The sequence below is a fragment of the Paenisporosarcina sp. HGH0030 genome (assembly GCF_000411295.1).
In the GTDB taxonomy this organism is placed as follows: domain Bacteria; phylum Bacillota; class Bacilli; order Bacillales_A; family Planococcaceae; genus Paenisporosarcina.
The window spans coordinates 1-16456 of the sequence record NZ_KE150423.1 but is presented as its reverse complement, the minus strand read 5'-3'; the positions used below and the strand labels follow the sequence as shown (position 1 = coordinate 16456).

At 41.8% G+C, this 16456-nt stretch carries 15 protein-coding genes, 8 tRNA genes and 1 rRNA gene; 1 reads left to right on the top strand and 23 read right to left on the bottom strand.

Annotated features, from left to right (window positions below):
• Nucleotides 1-12 precede the first annotated feature (12 nt).
• From HMPREF1210_RS14790 to HMPREF1210_RS14725, 14 genes are all read right to left on the bottom strand, one after another.
• The gene (locus tag HMPREF1210_RS14790) at nt 13-1014 is read right to left on the bottom strand and encodes an ABC transporter ATP-binding protein (protein ID WP_016429500.1); all 1002 of its coding nucleotides are present in this window, start codon (nt 1012-1014) and stop codon (nt 13-15) included.
• Nucleotides 989-1993 (bottom strand): ABC transporter ATP-binding protein, encoded by a 1005-nt coding sequence (locus tag HMPREF1210_RS14785; protein WP_016429499.1) that lies wholly within the window; start codon nt 1991-1993, stop codon nt 989-991. The genes HMPREF1210_RS14790 and HMPREF1210_RS14785 overlap by 26 nt, the downstream gene beginning before the upstream one ends.
• Before the next feature lie 11 nt (nt 1994-2004).
• Nucleotides 2005-3558, bottom strand: a complete 1554-nt coding sequence (locus HMPREF1210_RS14780; RefSeq protein ID WP_016429498.1) for a glutathione ABC transporter substrate-binding protein — start codon at nt 3556-3558, stop codon at nt 2005-2007.
• Nucleotides 3559-3693: 135 nt separating this feature from the next.
• Nucleotides 3694-4590 carry an ABC transporter permease gene (locus tag HMPREF1210_RS14775; RefSeq protein ID WP_016429497.1) on the bottom strand — a complete coding sequence of 299 codons (897 nt, stop codon included), beginning with the start codon at nt 4588-4590 and terminating at the stop codon, nt 3694-3696.
• 16 nt (nt 4591-4606) lie between these two features.
• The gene (gene nikB, locus HMPREF1210_RS14770; RefSeq protein ID WP_016429496.1) at nt 4607-5548 is read right to left on the bottom strand and encodes a nickel ABC transporter permease; all 942 of its coding nucleotides are present in this window, start codon (nt 5546-5548) and stop codon (nt 4607-4609) included.
• A 330-nt stretch (nt 5549-5878) separates the two neighbouring features.
• Entirely contained in the window at nt 5879-6328 is a 450-nt protein-coding gene (locus HMPREF1210_RS14765) for an Lrp/AsnC family transcriptional regulator (RefSeq protein ID WP_016429495.1), read from the bottom strand.
• 158 nt (nt 6329-6486) lie between these two features.
• Complete coding sequence (glmM, locus tag HMPREF1210_RS14760) at nt 6487-7839, bottom strand: phosphoglucosamine mutase (protein ID WP_016429494.1); 1353 nt, start codon at nt 7837-7839, stop codon at nt 6487-6489.
• A 28-nt stretch (nt 7840-7867) separates the two neighbouring features.
• Nucleotides 7868-9151 carry a YbbR-like domain-containing protein gene (locus tag HMPREF1210_RS14755; protein WP_016429493.1) on the bottom strand — a complete coding sequence of 428 codons (1284 nt, stop codon included), beginning with the start codon at nt 9149-9151 and terminating at the stop codon, nt 7868-7870.
• On the bottom strand, nt 9144-9980 hold the full coding sequence (cdaA, locus tag HMPREF1210_RS14750) for a diadenylate cyclase CdaA (protein ID WP_016429492.1): 837 nt from the start codon (nt 9978-9980) through the stop codon (nt 9144-9146). The genes HMPREF1210_RS14755 and cdaA overlap by 8 nt, the downstream gene beginning before the upstream one ends.
• A 299-nt stretch (nt 9981-10279) precedes the next feature.
• On the bottom strand, nt 10280-10906 hold the full coding sequence (locus HMPREF1210_RS14745; RefSeq protein ID WP_016429491.1) for an anti-sigma factor: 627 nt from the start codon (nt 10904-10906) through the stop codon (nt 10280-10282).
• Nucleotides 10907-10918: 12 nt separating this feature from the next.
• Complete coding sequence (gene sigW / locus HMPREF1210_RS14740; protein WP_016429490.1) at nt 10919-11482, bottom strand: RNA polymerase sigma factor SigW; 564 nt, start codon at nt 11480-11482, stop codon at nt 10919-10921.
• Between the two features lie 237 nt (nt 11483-11719).
• Nucleotides 11720-12625, bottom strand: a complete 906-nt coding sequence (gene rocF / locus HMPREF1210_RS14735; protein ID WP_016429489.1) for an arginase — start codon at nt 12623-12625, stop codon at nt 11720-11722.
• Nucleotides 12626-12692: 67 nt separating this feature from the next.
• Nucleotides 12693-13277 (bottom strand): GNAT family N-acetyltransferase, encoded by a 585-nt coding sequence (locus tag HMPREF1210_RS14730; protein WP_016429488.1) that lies wholly within the window; start codon nt 13275-13277, stop codon nt 12693-12695.
• A 29-nt stretch (nt 13278-13306) separates the two neighbouring features.
• A complete protein-coding gene (locus HMPREF1210_RS14725) occupies nt 13307-14377 on the bottom strand; it encodes a citrate synthase/methylcitrate synthase (RefSeq protein WP_016429487.1) in 1071 nt (356 codons plus the stop codon).
• A gap of 92 nt (nt 14378-14469) precedes the next feature.
• Between HMPREF1210_RS14725 and HMPREF1210_RS14720 the strand changes: the two genes are divergently transcribed.
• A complete protein-coding gene (locus HMPREF1210_RS14720) occupies nt 14470-15360 on the top strand; it encodes a LysR family transcriptional regulator (RefSeq protein WP_016429486.1) in 891 nt (296 codons plus the stop codon).
• A gap of 65 nt (nt 15361-15425) precedes the next feature.
• Here HMPREF1210_RS14720 and HMPREF1210_RS14715 read toward each other — a convergent pair.
• The 9 genes from HMPREF1210_RS14715 to rrf all read right to left on the bottom strand — a co-directional run bounded on the left by HMPREF1210_RS14715 (nt 15426) and on the right by rrf (nt 16448).
• Nucleotides 15426-15498 (bottom strand) — tRNA-Ala (locus HMPREF1210_RS14715).
• A gap of 22 nt (nt 15499-15520) precedes the next feature.
• Nucleotides 15521-15593, bottom strand: a tRNA-Lys gene (locus HMPREF1210_RS14710).
• Nucleotides 15594-15605: 12 nt separating this feature from the next.
• Nucleotides 15606-15680: transfer RNA gene (locus tag HMPREF1210_RS14705), tRNA-Gln, on the bottom strand.
• Between the two features lie 18 nt (nt 15681-15698).
• A tRNA-Tyr gene (locus HMPREF1210_RS14700) sits at nt 15699-15782 on the bottom strand.
• 22 nt (nt 15783-15804) lie between these two features.
• A tRNA-Val gene (locus HMPREF1210_RS14695) sits at nt 15805-15880 on the bottom strand.
• 158 nt (nt 15881-16038) lie between these two features.
• A tRNA-Glu gene (locus HMPREF1210_RS14690) sits at nt 16039-16113 on the bottom strand.
• Nucleotides 16114-16151: 38 nt separating this feature from the next.
• A tRNA-Thr gene (locus HMPREF1210_RS14685) sits at nt 16152-16224 on the bottom strand.
• Between the two features lie 13 nt (nt 16225-16237).
• Nucleotides 16238-16312, bottom strand: a tRNA-Asn gene (locus HMPREF1210_RS14680).
• Between the two features lie 20 nt (nt 16313-16332).
• Nucleotides 16333-16448, bottom strand: a 5S ribosomal RNA gene (gene rrf, locus HMPREF1210_RS14675).
• Nucleotides 16449-16456 lie beyond the last annotated feature (8 nt).

The following is a 16456-nucleotide window of genomic DNA, read 5'->3' as shown; positions in this document are numbered from 1 at the left end:
TCAGTTCAATGTTTAAATTTTTGTTCCTGAAAAATGACAAGCAGCAAAATGAGCTGGTTCTACTTCTTGCCAAGCCGGTTTGTCGACTTTGCATACTTCCTGCGCAATCGGACAACGTGTGTGAAATGGACATCCACTAGGAGGGTTTGCCGGATTTGGCAAATCACCCTGCAAACGAATCCGTTTAGTATTTTTTTGAACAGATGGCCTCGGAATAGCGGATAGCAGAGCCTGCGTGTACGGGTGCAATGGATTAGCAAACAAATCTTTTACCGTGCCGAGCTCCACCGTGTTGCCCAGATACATAACCAAGACCCGATCACAGAAATAACGGACAACGCCCAGGTCATGAGAAATAAATAAGTACGACAGCTGGTATTTTTCTTGCAGCGACTTCAATAATTTTAACACTTGTGCCTGGACTGAAACATCCAAAGCCGAAACCGCTTCATCACAAATGACAAAAGAAGGATTCAAGGCAATCGCACGCGCAATGCCGATTCGTTGCCGTTGTCCTCCACTGAATTCATGCGGATACCGTTCAAAATGTTCTTCTTTCAATCCGACTTCTTGTAGTAAATCCAATACACTCGCTCGCTTTTCTTTTGCAGACATGTTTGTATGCATTGTAAATACTTCTTCCAATGCATGACCGATACGTTGGCGTGGATTTAGGGACGCATATGGATCTTGGAAAATCATCTGCATTTCTTTGACGAATTTCAATTTTTCTTTACGTTTTAAATCTTGTATTTCTTCGTTACGAAAATGGATTTTTCCTTCCGTCAATTCTTCCAGTCCTAAAATGGCTCTACCCAGAGTTGATTTTCCACAGCCCGATTCGCCAACCACTCCCAGACTTTCCCCTTCAAACAATTGAAGTGACACATCTTCTACAGCTTTCACGTGGCCTTGAACGCGTTTCAAAATACCGCCTTTAATAGGAAAATACTTTTTCACGCCTCTTAACTCAAGGAGAATTTTCGGATCAGATTTGGGCGACAAGGTGACCATGCTTAACCTCCTCCACTTCTTCGTGCAACCAACAACTGACGACATGTCCTTCATCCGTTTTAAATTCAGGTGGTGTCAGTTCCCGGCATTTATCAGTCGCAAATTTACATCGCGGATGGAAACGACATCCTTGGATGTGTTCCTGTAAACTCGGAAGGGACCCAGGAATCGGTTCCAACTCAAAATCAGGATCATCAATGTTCGGAACTGAATTCAGCAAGCCAATTGTATACGGATGTTTTGGATGATCAAATATTTCAGTGACCGTGCCTTCCTCCACTTTTTCACCTGCATACATGACCATCACACGGTCAGCAACTTCAGCGACAACGCCCATATCATGGGTAATCATCATAACGCCCATATTCAATTTTTCTTTAAGGTCATTAATTAAATCCAAAATTTGAGCCTGAATGGTGACGTCCAATGCAGTAGTTGGTTCATCTGCAATGAGCAGGCCAGGATGGCAGGCGAGGGCAATGGCAATCATGACTCGTTGTCTCATCCCCCCACTCAGTTCATGTGGGTATTGATTCATACGTTTCTCCGGATAGGGAATGCCGACTTGCTTCAATAACTCTATGCCTTGTTTCGTCGCTTCACTTTTGCTGACTTTATGATGCAAAATGAGTGGTTCACGCAATTGGTACCCCACCGTCAATACTGGATTCAATGCGGTCATCGGTTCTTGGAAAATCATTGAAATTTTCGTGCCACGCATTTTTCTCATTTCTTCGTATGGTAGATTATGAATCGGCTTTCCTTCGTACTTCACTTCTCCGCCTGCGATCTTTCCATTACTCGGAAGCAGTCCAATGACAGATAGGGACGTAATACTTTTCCCGCAGCCTGATTCACCAACGATACAAAGCGTCTCCCCTTTCGCAATGGAAAAGGAGACATCCCGCACAGCTTGGACGTTGCCGTCCGCTGTGCGAAATTCGGTTACCAAGTGATTCACTTCGAGTAATGTCTCCATATCATTTCCCCCTACTTTCTTGAAACTTTTTTCAAGGACCACTTACCATTTGGATCAATTTCAAGACCAGAATAATTTTTATCCAGCGCTGCCGTAACAATCCCGTGATACATTGGGATGACAACATTTTCATCAATCATTAAATGATTGGCTTCATCTAGAATTTGCAAACGCTCATCCTGGTCAATCGTTGTACGAGATTGAACAACCAGTTCGTCAAATTCCGGATTGCTGTATTGAGAACGGTTAGATGAACCAACGTTATCACTATGGAAGTTCGGATATAATAATTCAGAACCATCTCCCGTTACATTTGACCAACTCAAGAAAGTAAGGTCATAGTCTCCCGCGCGAGCTGTATCCAAGAATGTTGCCCATTCCATCGATTCAATCTCTACTTTGAATCCTGCTTCAGTTAATTGAGCTTGTACGATTTCAGCCATTAAGATGAAATTGTCGCGATTAGCAGTTAATAATTTTATTGGTTTGTCCCCGTATCCATTTTTCTTAACTAAGGCTTTTGCCGCTTCAACATCATACGCTGTTCCCGCTTTGTCTGCAGATTCATCAAAGCCGAATACTTGCGGCCCGATAACACTATCACTTCTTACACCTAAACCATTCAGTTTCGAAACAAATGCATCACGGTCTACTGCTAATGCAACTGCTTTACGGAACTCAGCATCTTGGTTTCTCTCAAGTGAATGGTTGAACGTTAAGTAATAAACACTCGTACCATCTTTCTTTTCAATATTGATGTTATCCATTGATTCCAATCGCTTCACTTGCTCTGTTGGTAAATTATCGATAAATTGAACTTCCCCTGTTTGTAGCATGGAAATCGCAGTTGAAATTTCCGGAACGACTTTTAGCACAACTTTCTTTAATTCCGGTGCCCCATCCCAATATTCTTCATTTGCTTCTAATTCAACTTTATCTCCAGGTGTCCAACTAACAAACTTGAATGGACCCGTTCCAACTGGATCTTTCATTAAGTCTTGTTTCTTGTCGGCAGTCGGGCTGACAATTGCTGCATTCGTATGTGATAAAGACGCTAAGAACGGTCCATACGGATATTTTGTTTTAATTTCAACCGTGTGTTCGTCTAGTACTGTAATCGTATCAACCGGTTCCAATAATGATGCACGTGGTGCAGCAGTTGCTGGATCGCGAAGTTTATCAAATGTATATTTTACTGCTTCAGCATTAAAAGGTGTGCCATCGTGGAATTTGATGCCTTCTTTTAATTTAATGACCCATGTGTTTTCATCAGGGTTTTCATATGATTCAGCAAGCAAAGGTTCAAATTCCTGTGTATCTCCGTTACGAGTAAATAGTTGCTCATAGACATGCTCCGTGATATTCGCGGATACTGCGTCGTTCATTAAGATCGGTGATAACCCTACAGCATCTGAAGTTGATGCATATGTGAATGTTTCATTACTTGCAGATCCACCACTTGATTTCCCATCAGAATCTTTAGGTGCTGATGCGGATTCCCCCGAGCAAGCTGCAAGTACAAGCATTACCATTAACATGATTGAGTACCATACTATTTTCTTCATTCTTTTTCCCCCTGCTCCATTATTATTGATGTCTGGCAATACACGCCAGTTCGCACTTCAGCTTTAGTCCCTCATGCGAAAGCAAGCTTTCGAATCGGTTCTTCGGCGGCGAGCTAAAGTGGCGCGTTTCGCTTTTTATTGAATATCCATATTCGGATCTAATGCATCCCGCAATCCATCACCGACAACATTGAATGCAAAAACCGTCAACATAATAGCAATACCTGGGACGATTGTTAAATGAGGAGAAGTCCACATATAATCTTGACCTTGTGCAATCATGGCTCCCCACTCAGGTGTGGGAGGCTGAGCGCCCAGTCCTAAATAACTGAGTGCAGCTGTGGATAATATCGCCGTAGCCATTCGCATCGTCGCGAATACAATGATCGGTGCGAATGCATTCGGTAAAATGTGACGGATCATAATTCGAAAATCAGATGCACCCAATGACTTCATCGCCATGATGTATTCTTTCTGTTTAATGGAAAGAACCGAGCCTCGTACAATACGGGCACATGTTGGAATGGACCAAATACTGATTGCGATGGCGACATTGACCAAATTCGTGCCCAAAATTGCGATAATCAACATCGCTAGCAATATCCCTGGGAACGAGAACAATAAATCAACAATGCGCATGATGACGCCATCTAATTTTTTATAGTACCCGCCGAGCAATCCAAGCGTGACCCCCCCAATCAGACCGAGTGATACGGCCATAATTCCTACAAGCAAGGAAATTCGTGCACCGTAGACAATTCGTGCCCACACATCCCGTCCATAGTTGTCAGTTCCTAACCAATGGCCATCTGAAAACATTGGCAATTCGCTTGCCACCAAGTTTTGTTTGATGGGATCATGGATCGCAATAAGTGGTGCAAAAACTGCCATTCCGATTTGTAAAAGGATGATGATCAGTCCCGCAACCGCTAACTTATTTTTGAACAATCTTTTTAAAGTAGTCACATAAACTTTCTCTTTTTTATTAACAACCGGCAAACGTTTCTCCGTTGTCAGGATTGCATTCGTCATATGGTATCTCCTTTCATCAGTCGTAGCTGATACGTGGATCGATAAAGGTATAAACAATATCTACGATTAAATTTACGACCACAAACAGAGTGGCCACTAACAGCACAGATCCTTGAACCATAGGGAAATCTCTCATTGCGATTGAATCAATCATTAACCTTCCTACACCATTGATGGCGAATACTTTTTCAGTAATGATTGTTCCCCCTAGCAAAAATCCAAAGTTAAGTCCGATGACTGTGATGACTGGAATCATGGCATTTTTCAGAGTGTGAATCCAAATGACGTTTCGTTCTTTTACACCTTTCGCCCTTGCTGTCCTAACGTAATCAGCTTTAATCACTTCAAGCATGGAAGACCTCGCCATTCGTGCAATCATAGCTGCGGAGCCCGTACCAAGAGTAATTGCCGGTAAAATCAATTGTTTGAAGCCGTCAACCGTGTAAAAAGGTTCGGAAAGTCCACCTACTGGAAGCCATTGCAGATTTACTGCAAACACTAAAATTAACAGTGTACCTAACCAAAAGTTCGGAATGGAAATGCCAGCAAGCGCAAACGTGGTTGACGTGACATCCAGCCATGAATTATGTTTGAGTGCTGATATCAACCCTGCAAATATCCCAATGACTACCGCAACAATCATACTGGCAATCGCAAGTTTTAATGTATTTGGAAAACGGATTGATATAGCCTCTGAAACAGCTTGCTTTGACTGATAGGAATAACCAAAATCGCCTTGAGCTGCATGCTTTAAATAACTTCCATATTGAACAAGGAATGGATCATTTAAGCCAAGATTATCTCGGATGGCTTCCAAATCGGTTTCAGTCGCCGTAGGTCCGCCCACCATCGTGGCTGGGTCGCCAGGAGCTATGTACATGGATGAAAATACAAGAAAGGAAATTCCTAGTAATAAAAAAACCAGTTGTATCCCTCTTCTGACAATCAAAGCTATCATTTATTCCCCCACCTTCTTGCAATTGTTAACTGATTTTTTTAATTTGATTAACAATTGGTTGTTATTTGTTAAATGTGATTATAGAGCATTGAGAATTAAAAATCTACATGAATATTCAAATAAATTATAATTTTTCATTTTTTATATTCCTTTCGTTAATAAATAGTGATTATCTCCTACATAACGTAATTCGTTTCAGAAAAACTCAATCAAAATGTTAGTATCGCCTTATTAAAATGATGAAAACGTTTACAATCATTTCGTAAGTTGAAATTTCTACACAAAAAGACCCCTGACTTTTCATAAGAAATGTCAGGGGTCTTTATTTTGTTATAGTTTTAATCCGCTTCGGCTCTTGAAGCGTCTTAATAATATGTGGCTTTCCACACGCGTAATGCCTTCCAATGCGTACAATTCTTCGTTGATGAACTTTTCCAGATTGGAAAAATCATCCACCAAGACATGCATATGCAGGGTTGAAGGTCCGGTCATTTGATAACAGCTCGCAACACTAGGGTTATCAGCAAGTTTTTCAGCCACTTCCACAAGCGAAGATGGTTCACAGTCCACTTCAAAGAAGCCAGATACACTTTTACCAACTTTCTCCGAGTTGATTACCACCGTGAAACGTTCAATGACTCCCGCTTCTTGCAACTGGTGTACACGTTCGCGCACAGCAACGCGTGATAAGTTCAATTCTTTACCTATATCTACATACGATAAGCGTCCATTGGCAATCAATAATTCTAAAATACGTTTATCTGTAGCATCTAAACGCATGGGCCACCCACTTTCCACCATTGTATTGGTATTATACGAAAAGAATTAGCAGCTGGGAAGAAAAATAATTAATATTCTTACGATTTGTTTTTAAATGGGAATTTATATACACAGAACGACAGAAGACCAACTTCATAGAAGCTGGCCCCCCAAATAAATTATTCTGCTAGTCCCATTTCAGTACGCACAACTTCAGCAATGCGTTCCACATATCGTTCGCAATCTTCTTGCGTTGACGCTTCAACCATGACACGCACCAATGGTTCAGTACCGGAAGGACGTACCAACACGCGGCCATTGCCAGCCATTTCTTGCTCAACTTCCGCAATGACTGCCGCCACTTTTGCATTATCCGTTACGCCATGTTTGTCCGTGACACGTACATTCACAAGTTTTTGTGGGAAAATCGTCATTTCAGCTGCAAGTTCAGACAGCTTCTTGCCTGTAATTTTCATGATGTTCACCAATTGAAGACCCGTTAGTAAACCATCACCTGTTGTATTATAATCCAGGAACACGATGTGTCCTGATTGTTCTCCACCTAAATTGTAGCCATTATTTTTCATTTCCTCGACAACATATCGATCACCAACCGCTGTTTGCACGCTACTCATGCCATGAGATTCAAGCGCCTTATAGAAGCCCATGTTACTCATAACTGTAGAAACAACTGTATCGTGCTTCAAACGGCCTTCACTATGCAAGTGCTTCGCACAAATGTACATAATTTGATCGCCATCTACGATTTGACCTTTTTCATCCACTGCAATCAGACGATCGCCGTCTCCATCAAACGCAAGCCCTACATGAGCTCCTTTGTCAACGACAAACTTAGCCAATACTTCAGGGTGAGTAGATCCGACACCTTCGTTAATGTTCAAACCGTTCGGTGATGCGCCCATCGTGGAAAGATCCGCATCCAGGTCAGCAAAAACATGAGTTGCTAAAGAAGAAGTAGAGCCATGTGCGCAGTCCAAAGCAACATGGATGCCAACAAAATCTTCATCCAACGTTTGCTTTAAGTAACTGATATATTTTTGTCCACCTTCAAAGTAGTCCGTAACAGATCCTAAATTGCCGCCAACCGGGCGTGGCAATTCATCCACTTCTGTATCAATAAGCGCTTCGATTTCCGCTTCTTGTTCATCAGAAAGCTTGAAGCCATCAGAACCAAAGAATTTGATTCCATTATCTGCAACCGGGTTATGTGAAGCTGAAATCATGACGCCCGCTTCAGCACTCATCACACGCGTTAAGTAAGAAACACCTGGCGTACTGATGACGCCTAAACGCATAACTTCTGCACCTACAGATAAAAGACCAGCAACCAGTGCACCTTCCAGCATATGACCGGAGATACGTGTATCACGTCCAATCAAAACTTTCGGACGACTTGTAGCTTCTTTTGTTAAAACGTATCCACCGATACGACCTAATTTAAATGCTAATTCTGGTGTAAGCTCGCTATTCGCAACGCCTCGTACCCCATCAGTTCCAAAATATTTACCCATTTATCTATTCTCTCCTTCAAATCCAAACTTAAGCTCGCACGACATCCACTGTGACAGAAGGTGAAGACACCGTCCAAGTCACGTTTTCAGGACCTTCAACGGTGACAACCAAAAGATTTTCACCGTTTTCAGCTGTGCTTGCATCTACATATACTTGAAAATCCTTCGCACTCAAGGTGTCAATATATGGACTTTCTCCTCGTACAGTCAAGAGGACTTGACCACTTTCAGGTTGGCTGAATGCGTAATGATCCTTTTCATTCAACCCTTTGACTTCTACATTAACATCCGCGAATTCACGGGATTTTGTTTTAACTTCGTTATCTTCTTCAGCTGGCACTTGGCCGGACTCTTCCACCGACTCTTCTTTAGGTGCTGGTGTCACATCAACAAGTACTTCCAGTTGAGATTCAGAAAGTCTCGACACACCTTTAGGTACCGGTAATTTCAATGCGAGTTCTTTTGATTCTTCAAGCTTACTCACATCTACGTCCACCTTGATTGACTCCAATGCATCGACAACCGCTCGGTTTCCGTACACACGTACATACTCAAATGATGGCGTTAAATCATTAATTATTACGCCTTCTTTAGGTGGCCCGATTTGCCTTAAAGCAATGGGTACCTCTTTGCTATATTCTTCAATGTTAACCGTGACGTCCACTTGAGCAGGTTCAATGGTCACATTCAATTTGGATAAATCCTTATCCAATACTTTTACGCTCGCTTCTTGCGTGAATGTTTTATTGAGTCCTGGCTCTCCCCCGACAGTTGCTTTTACAAAACTGATGCTTTCAACTACACTTTTCGCTCCCGTTATCAATACACGTTCAGGGTTCGTTTTCATGCCCGTCACGATAAAGTCTTCAGCCAGCAATCGTTCGTTAAATTCAGCATCTACCCGCATTTCCCGGGTTATTTTCTCTTCAATACTCACTTCGATATAAGAAGGATCTAAGGTGACTTCAAGTTTTTCTGACACGTTCTCCACTTGGAGCATGACATTATGCTGACCCATATTCAAATTGCGTAAATCCACAAAGACGGTGAAATCTTGCAACTGTTTTGCTGATTGTACAATCGACGTAGGTCCTTCTATCGTTACATCAACTGTTTCTGGAACTCCCGTGACCACTAAGTTCTCATCATCATAATAGACTTCCACCGGCACATCGCGAATAATATCCGTCATGTTCCCGTTCGTTGATGCATTCAAGCTTTCTTCATCGGATTTAATTGTCAAGAACAAAAGCATGGCAAGAAGTAGCGCAGTGATTCTCAAAAACCAAGGGCTATTCATCATTTTATCCATTCTTTTTCCCCCTCCACGTCCATTTAGAAGTGCTAACCATTTCAGGTTCAGGTCCAAACCACACTTTACGCAAGCGTGTTTCAAATTCTTCAATGGATAGATTTCTGTGAAGGTCTCCGTTAGACGTTAAACTAACCGCTCCCGTTTCCTCAGATACAATAATGGTAATGGCATCCGTCACTTCGCTTATACCCAGTGCCGCACGATGACGTGTACCAAGCTCTTTCGAAATGAATGGACTTTCAGATAACGGCAAATAACAGGCAGCAGCCGCTATTTTATTTTTTTGCATAATAACCGCTCCATCGTGAAGTGGCGTGTTCGGTATGAAAATATTAATCAATAATTCCGATGTAGTTTCGGAGTTCATTTTAATACCCGTTTCAATGTACTCCGTTAACCCTGTTTCGCGTTCAATCGAAATCAACGCACCAATTCGTCGTTTTGCCATATAGCTTACAGATTTCGTCATGGCTTCAATTAATCGATTTTGCTCTTCTGCTTCTTGAAGGCTCGTGCGGGCGAATAATTTACCTCGACCTATCTGTTCGAGTGCACGTCTTAGCTCCGGTTGGAAAATAATAATAATGGCAAGAAAGCCCCAGTCAATGATTTTTTGCATCATCCAACCAAGTGTATCCAATCCAACTGTTTGCGTTAGCACCCGGACAATGATGATTACAAAGATTCCTTTTAATAATTGGACCGCTTTCGTTCCTTTTATCAAAGTGAAGATCTTATAAATGACAAACCACACGAGTAACACATCAAGTATATTAACGAGCACGTTTACCGGCGTCAAATCGGTGAATTGGTCAATAAACGGCATGTGGCATCCCCCACTTTTCATCACATATTCATATGGAATCAGTATAACATAAACATCCAGCCTTCTGCCTAATAGCGCAACGCTTCAGGCAAGATTGACACTTATAGCGCATGGATTTTGGCCTATGCGTGTTTTGGGGACTTCTATTCGCGCTTATTCCATTTCTATTCGCGTTTCATTGACTTCTATTCGCTTTTCCACAAATTCTATTCGCGTTCACATATTTCGCAGCCGGAATCACGTCCTATCTCCTACCTTTCAATAGAGACAAAGCAAAAGCCCACCCTCAATGGGTAGGCTTATTTATCTTCTTTTCCATCAACAAGCGACGTGACGTCTTTTGCGCCTGCTTTAATTTTGTACCAAAGCCAATCAAACACTTGATTGATTTCTTCTATTTCACCTGTCACATTGGCTGTTGATGCCATATACTGTCCATTGATTACCGTTACATTCCCATCTACTTCTCCATCAATTTGAAGGTCACCGTTTTTGACAACCAAGTCCCCTTTGACAATCTCTCCTGCAGGAACGATTACTTTTTCTCCTTCAACCACAAGATTTGGTTGTTTTGTAAACGAGAAATGTTGGTCATCGTTATAACTGGAGAAGAGTGAAGCACTCATCAGAATCATAAACAAGGCTGCAGCAGTCAGTAGTGGATGACTGTGGAACCAGCGTTTCATCCCAACTTTTGATGTTTCTTTTGGCAATCGTGCCGTCACGCCTTCCACAAAACCATTCGGTGCTGAAATATGTGAAGCGCTCTGAACGAACGCAGCGACTTTGCTTAACTCATGCATGTGCTGTTGACAAGACGGACAACTGGCTAAATGGGATTTGAGCTCCTGCTCATGTTCACCACTGATGTCGCCATCCAAATATTCATGCATATAGTGAACGATATGTTCTGGACATTTGTTCATCGTGAATCCCTCCTACATGTTACTCAATTGCTTTCTGAGCGCTTCGCGCCCTCTGTGGATACGGGTTTTCACAGTTCCAAGTGGCATTTCCAAAATGTCACTTATTTCCTGGAGCGGCAAATCCTCCATATATTTCAATACAATCACTGCGCGGTACTTATCCGGCAAGCGACTGATTTCATATTGGACACGGTCTTGCATTTCCATTTTCATTACCTGATCTTCCGGCAATTCTTCTGAGGCAGCGATTTGCGAGTACATATTCAAACCTTCTGTACCTGAAACCTCTGCATCCAAGTAATAATCCGGTTTCTTCTTTCTTATACGGTCGATACACAAATTGGTTCCAATTCGGTACAACCAAGTTGAAAATTTTCGATTTGTATCAAACGTGTGGATGTTAATGAAGGCACGAACAAATGCTTCCTGTGCGATATCCTCCGCTTCATGCATGTTTCCAAGCATACGAAAACATACCCGATATAATTTATCTTGGTATAGCTCGACAATCTCCGCGAATGCATTTTGATCGCCTTTTAATACTTCTTTTATTCGTTTGTTGACCAAAGCATCCATGGTGATTTCCCCTCCGCTCATGCGGCTGTCTTACTTATACGGATTAAAGTTGAGACAGGTTTCATCTTTTTTATCAATACCTTATATTATATCAGAAATATTTCAAGATACTTACAATTATTTAAAAACCTACCTATACGTTGACAGCCATTCACGTCAATTAGTGGCATGAAATTAAATACAAAAACAGTTCAACCATTAAGCATCATATGCCAGGTTGAACCGTTCGATATTAACTTATAATAATTTTTCGCCGAATAGTGAGCCCATCAAAGCTACAGCTACATCCGCTGTTTTATTTTTCTCATCAAGAATCGGGTTTACTTCAACGAATTCAGCTGATGTGATTATGTCTGCAGAATACAGCATTTCCATCGCTAAATGACTTTCGCGGTAACTGATTCCACCCGGTACAGGAGTTCCCACACCTGGTGTATAGATCGGATCAATTCCATCTAAATCAAGTGATAAATGGACACCATCTACTTCACGATCTTTTAAATACCCCATAGCTTTGTCCATAACTTCCGTCATTCCAAGCTTATCGATATCATGCATCGTGAACACTTTGATGCCTTTTTCTTTAATTAACTCACGCTCACCAGGATCAATTGAACGTGCTCCGATAATGACAACATTTTCAGGCTTGATTTTTGGTGCAAATCCACGAATATTCACCAATTGTTCATTGCCCAATCCAATACTTACTGCAAGTGGCATTCCGTGAATGTTACCAGATGGAGACGTATCTCCCGTATTTAAATCTGCATGCGCATCGTACCAGATAACGCCTAGATTTTCATAACGATCGCCTAAACCAGCCAATGTGCCAATGGCAATACTATGATCTCCACCTAGAATAAGCGGGAATTGACCATTTTCCATAACATCATGGATTTTATTAGCTAAAGTTGTACTTGCATCTGTTACTTCTTTTAAGTTGCGTAAATTTGTATTCGTTGGAGCAGTTTTTTCTGCCGCTGCAATTTGGATATCGCCTTCGTCTGTTACCGTGTGACCAATCTCTTCTAAACGTTCAACAACGCCAGCGTAACGAATCGCACTCGGTCCCATATCAACCCCACGACGATTTTGCCCCAAATCCATCGGTACCCCAATTAAAGATATATTTAATTTATTCATTATTTTATACCTCCCCATTTACTTAGGTCTATTGTAAATCAAGAGGTACACTTGGCTCAACTGCACATCATTTTGAATATTTATTCATTTTTTCTTGCAACCCTTTGTTGACGCTGGCCCACTCTTTATCAATGATTGAGTAAACAACGGCATTGCGCGGTTTTCCAGTCGAGCGAATTCGTTCATTTCGTAAGATGCCTTCTTTTTGGGCTCCGAGTCGTTCAATCGCTTTTTGAGACTCCACATTTTCTTCATCTGTTTTAAATTGAACGCGAATCATGCCAAGCGTTTCAAAGGCATATGTGAGCAGCAGCCACTTAGCTGTCGTATTGATATGCGTTCGTTGAAATGGTTTGCCATAAAAAGTACCGCCTATTTCACATGTTTTATTCGCATGGTCAATGTTATATATACGTGTAGAACCATACATTTCATCCGTTTTTGAGTTCGCTGCAACAAAAACAAATGTCGAATCAGTTAATTGCATATCTTCATAGCCGGAGCTCATCCACTTTTCAAACTCTTCCATATGTTGAAATTTATTAAGCATAAAAGTAAACGTTTCGAACGTTGTCAGTTTCCACAGTCTTTCAATATCGGATTCTTGCATCGGTCGTAACGTCACATCATCATGCATTAATAAAACGCTCATATTCCACACTCCCAACAACTTTTACACTATCATACAAAAGTTTTTCCAATATATACAGACTGCGGTCTGAAAATTGTGTTATCTTCTGCTTGTTCCATCGCATGGGCAGTCCACCCGACAATTCGAGCCACACTGAAGGTAGGTGTAAAGAGTGCCGGGTCCAAATTAATGGCACGCATGATGGCTGCTGCATAGAACTCGACATTGGTATACAGCTTGCGGCCAGGTTTATGTTCATTTAACAGATGAATTATTTCTTTTTCAGCAAAAGTAGCAAGATCAAGCCATGCATCTTCTCCTTGAAGTGATAAACATTTTTCACGAAGCACAATCGAACGCGGATCTTCCGTTTTATAGATCCTGTGACCGAACCCCATGATGCGTTCTCCCCTAGCTAGCTTTTCTTCTATGACTGCACGCACTCCTTCGGGAGACTGCATCTCATCCAATAAATCAAGCACCCCTGAAGGAGCACCTCCATGTAAAGGACCTTTCATCGTCCCTAGTGCAGATACAATTGCAGATGGAATATCAGACTCCGTTGAGATGGTGACACGTGCAGCAAACGTCGATGCATTCAAACCATGCTCCATTGTTAATAACAAATACGTCTCAAGCGCTTCCACTTGTGCAGGTGTTGGGGATATCCCTGTTAACAAGTATAAAAAATTGGCTGTATGTCCGAGATTATCAAGTGAAGACAAAGGCTCCAATCCTTGTTGTCTTCGATAATAAAAAGCAACGATTACCGGAAGAGCAGCTGTTAAAATAACCGATTGTTCATATGTTGATTTTCCCAGGAATGACGGGGTTCCGTAAGCCGAAACAGCTACCTTCAATACATCCATCACTTGTAAATCAATGGGCAATTGCCCCAGTAGGTTTAGTACATGTTCAGGAAGTACTCTTCCTTCTTTCAGTAATGAGGAAACTGGTTCCTTCTCTCCTGTCCATAAAAATGTGGACAACTGTTCAAATGTTGCATTTGGGATGATTTTATCCACAAGTTCTCCACGGTAGCGCAATTCACCTTTGTCTCCATCGACTGATGCGATTTTCGTGTGAACGGCCACCACGTCTTTCAAACCTTTTTGAAACATACTGATCGCCTCCTATAAAAGAAGTATACGTCGGCAAATTGATTATAAAAATTAAATAGTTATAATTAACTTAATTAATTTTCTTAATAGAGGTGTTTGTTATTGAAATTCAATGGATAAAAACATTCAGTGTAGCTGCCAAGACGCTTAATTTCCGAAAAACTTCCGAGCAACTTTTAATGTCACAACCGAGTGTTTCCGTGCACATTAAATTGTTGGAAGAATTTTTAGGAATTTCTTTATTTGAACGTAGCAAAAACCGGGTTACGTTATCGGATGCCGGCAAATTATTTGTGGATAAAGCAGACAAACTCCTTCAACAATATGAAGAAAGTATCCAAACCATTCATGCTTACAAACAGGGGTTTAGAAGGAATTGGACCATTGCCATTTCTCCGTTGTTGGCAGAAACCATATTACCTCATATCCTGCGTTCATTTATGCGGCAACATCCAGACTTAGAAATCACGATTCGCGTGGAAGAATCGCACCTCATCGAAGAACTTGTGGATAAAGAAGACGTACATTTGGGGATATCCGCATTAAATTCGACTTATAAACATATTGAATCGATTCCAATTTTTGAAGAACCTCTTCTTTTCATTGCTCCTGTGGATATCTATGATGATGAAAGTGGGCCTGCGTACGATGAAATGGAGTTTTTACAAACTTATACACTGTTTACCCACCATCACCCCGTGTTTTGGGATGACGTGTTGATAAAGTTAAGAAAACAAGTAACCGGCTTGCGTTCCATGAAAGTCTCTCAAGCACATATCACCAAACGTTTTATCCAGGAAGGGCTCGGTATCTCATTCCTTCCTCACTCTATTGTCAGACGTGAACTACTGGAGGGCAGATTGAAGAATGTCCATTTTGATTTATTTGAATTACCGAAAGTCACGACTTATGTTGTCGTAAAGAAACAAGCGGAATTGGAGAAAGAGTTCATTCAGCTCTTGTCATCGCATTATTTTGGATAAACATGATTTCAGAAAAACAAAAAAAGATGTTTGGAATATAAATATTCCAAACATCTTTTAAATTATGGAGCCTAGCGGGATCGAACCGCTGACCTCCTGCGTGCAAGGCAGGCGCTCTCCCAGCTGAGCTAAGGCCCCGAAAAAAGATTAAATAAAAAAATGAGCCATGTAGGATTCGAACCTACGACCCTCTGATTAAAAGTCAGATGCTCTACCAACTGAGCTAATGGCTCGTACAAGTGTTATGGCTGGGGTACCTGGATTCGAACCAGGGCGTGACGGAATCAAAATCCGTTGCCTTACCGCTTGGCTATACCCCATTAGTAAAATCGAAAAAATGGTGGAGGGGGGCGGATTCGAACCGCCGAACCCGAAGGAACGGATTTACAGTCCGTCGTGTTTAGCCACTTCACTACCCCTCCAAGGGTAAACATATAAAAATAATGGTGGAGGATGACGGGCTCGAACCGCCGACCCTCTGCTTGTAAGGCAGATGCTCTCCCAGCTGAGCTAATCCTCCGGTAAAAAGAATGAAAAGCGGCGTATTTCGTTGTCAACTCACGCATTCATTTCAGTCACGTACTTTTGTACGCTCCTTCATTCATTCGTTCGTTTCCTAGAACTACTTGCTTTTGATCCTTTTTACGAACTGGTTAAAGTTACGTAAAAAGAAATTCATGGTGACCCCTACGGGATTCGAACCCGTGTTACCGCCGTGAAAGGGCGGTGTCTTAACCGCTTGACCAAGGGGCCGATATGTATGATAAACGAGTACTGTATTTTTGGAAAAAAGCTTCCAACCGGGCTCGAACCGGTGACCTCTTCCTTACCATGGAAGCACTCTACCTGCTGAGCTATGGAAGCAAGAAGAAAGTAGTGGCTCCGAAGGTAGGACTCGAACCTACGACCAATCGGTTAACAGCCGATTGCTCTACCACTGAGCTACTTCGGAATAAAAGTATAAATAAAAAAGCCTAGCGACGTCCTACTCTCACAGGGGGAAACCCCCAACTACCATCGGCGCTAAAGAGCTTAACTTCCGTGTTCGGTATGGGAACGGGTGTGACCTCTTTGCCATTATCACTAGACTTTTTTT

Bases quoted from the DNA above. Each gene is read 5' to 3' on its own strand.
- sigW (WP_016429490.1), bottom strand. From the start codon at position 11,482: ATGGATGCTTTGGTCAACAAACGAATAAAAGAAGTATTAAAAGGCGAT.
- HMPREF1210_RS14765 (WP_016429495.1), bottom strand. From the start codon at position 6,328: ATGCGTTTAGATGCTACAGATAAACGTATTTTAGAATTATTGATTGCC.
- HMPREF1210_RS14790 (WP_016429500.1), bottom strand. From the start codon at position 1,014: ATGGTCACCTTGTCGCCCAAATCTGATCCGAAAATTCTCCTTGAGTTA.
- glmM (WP_016429494.1), bottom strand. From the start codon at position 7,839: ATGGGTAAATATTTTGGAACTGATGGGGTACGAGGCGTTGCGAATAGC.
- HMPREF1210_RS14780 (WP_016429498.1), bottom strand. From the start codon at position 3,558: ATGAAGAAAATAGTATGGTACTCAATCATGTTAATGGTAATGCTTGTA.
- HMPREF1210_RS14745 (WP_016429491.1), bottom strand. From the start codon at position 10,906: ATGAACAAATGTCCAGAACATATCGTTCACTATATGCATGAATATTTG.
- HMPREF1210_RS14725 (WP_016429487.1), bottom strand. From the start codon at position 14,377: ATGTTTCAAAAAGGTTTGAAAGACGTGGTGGCCGTTCACACGAAAATC.
- HMPREF1210_RS14775 (WP_016429497.1), bottom strand. From the start codon at position 4,590: ATGACGAATGCAATCCTGACAACGGAGAAACGTTTGCCGGTTGTTAAT.
- cdaA (WP_016429492.1), bottom strand. From the start codon at position 9,980: ATGCCGTTTATTGACCAATTCACCGATTTGACGCCGGTAAACGTGCTC.
- HMPREF1210_RS14730 (WP_016429488.1), bottom strand. From the start codon at position 13,277: ATGAGCGTTTTATTAATGCATGATGATGTGACGTTACGACCGATGCAA.
- HMPREF1210_RS14785 (WP_016429499.1), bottom strand. From the start codon at position 1,993: ATGGAGACATTACTCGAAGTGAATCACTTGGTAACCGAATTTCGCACA.
- HMPREF1210_RS14755 (WP_016429493.1), bottom strand. From the start codon at position 9,151: ATGGATAAAATGATGAATAGCCCTTGGTTTTTGAGAATCACTGCGCTA.
- rocF (WP_016429489.1), bottom strand. From the start codon at position 12,625: ATGAATAAATTAAATATATCTTTAATTGGGGTACCGATGGATTTGGGG.
- nikB (WP_016429496.1), bottom strand. From the start codon at position 5,548: ATGATAGCTTTGATTGTCAGAAGAGGGATACAACTGGTTTTTTTATTA.